The 1,171-nt window shown below is 60.0% G+C and carries 3 protein-coding genes; all 3 read left to right on the top strand.

All coding sequences use genetic code 11. The features are described from left to right. Positions 1 to 447, top strand: a 447-nt coding sequence (locus U9979_RS16855; protein WP_322780144.1) for an RHS repeat-associated core domain-containing protein, incomplete at its 5' end; no start/stop codon positions are given. A 97-nt stretch (positions 448 to 544) separates the two neighbouring features. Next, entirely contained in the window at positions 545 to 823 is a 279-nt protein-coding gene (locus U9979_RS16850) for a hypothetical protein (RefSeq protein ID WP_322780143.1), read from the top strand. 54 nt (positions 824 to 877) lie between these two features. Next, the coding region (locus U9979_RS16845) for an RHS domain-containing protein (RefSeq protein WP_322780142.1) at positions 878 to 1,171 on the top strand (294 nt) is incomplete at its 3' end.

Genomic DNA, 1,171 nt, shown 5'->3' with positions numbered 1-1,171 from the left:
GGCCAGTACCACGACCCCGAAACCGGCGCCCACTACAATTACTTCCGTTACTACGATCCCGAGACAGCCCGCTACGACTCCACCGACCCCCTCGGCCTAGAAGGCGACCCCAACCCGCATACCTATATCTCCAACCCGACAGGCTGGATCGACCCGTTCGGTCTAATGGGCTATGGGGATTCAAAACCTATCATTCGTGCCTATGAGCATAACCCGAAACATGGTACCCGATCCCGCACTGACTCCCGAGGTCGTGAAGTGAGCCGGGCCCCCAGAGGTGACGCACAGAAGATTCTCGATGATTCCGTGCCCAAGGCGCCGAACTCGCCTCATCGGGTGGGGATCGAGCCCGGTACCGGCCTGCGGGTGGAATTGCGTCATCATCTGCGCCAGGAATTTGAGGATAGGATAATCGAGAGATATCATGGATATGTACCAGGTGGCTGAGGGGTGTTCCGTCTCATGGTCGCCGCCTTGGCGGTTGAGGCAACAAGCGGAATTTGTTGCCTCGGTCACCTGCACAACCGGAGGCGTCAGGCTGTGCGTGACGGCGCAAGGGCCGTCTGTCTCGCGCTTCTCTGCATGGATGGCGCGGTGGCTTTCGGCGTATCTGGTTGAAATGCCAAATTCTGCTGGCGTTGCAGAGGTGACCTTCATTTATGCGCTGGCGGTTTCTCGTCTGGGTGATTCAAACGGAAGGGTTTCTCGCGACTCAGGTGTAATAGAGATCGGCGGCGGTTCCGATCCCGTTGGCCCCCCAGGCGGTGTCGAGATTTCTTTTTTTGACCTTGCAGGAAAGATGATTGAAATTTTGTCTGACTAACTCGTGAATTTGCTTATCAAGAGATGTGAGACGTCCGCAGCCTATTCCGAACGTGTGAGGGATCGGGTTCAAGTAGGCAGGGAGATTACCGTCCGCACCGCCTCCCACACTGGCAAGCCCCCGCACGGCAACGGTGCCGGCCGGGACGTCGACGAAGGACCGGATGATCCCGACCAGGAGTGGTTCGACGTCCGCTTCCACGCCATCGTCACCGATCTCGTCGGCACGCCCACCGAACTCGTCGACCCCGACGGGGGGCTTTCCTGGCGGGCCCGGACCACGCTGTGGGGTGCCGGCCCGCCATCGTCCTCCGCCGGCGGTGCCGTCGACTGTCCGCTGCGTTTCCCC

Source organism: Protofrankia sp. Cas4, assembly GCF_963555915.1.
Classification (GTDB): Bacteria; Actinomycetota; Actinomycetes; order Frankiales; family Frankiaceae; genus Protofrankia.
Note: the sequence above shows the minus strand (reverse complement) of the source record. Positions and strands in the feature narration are given on the sequence as shown.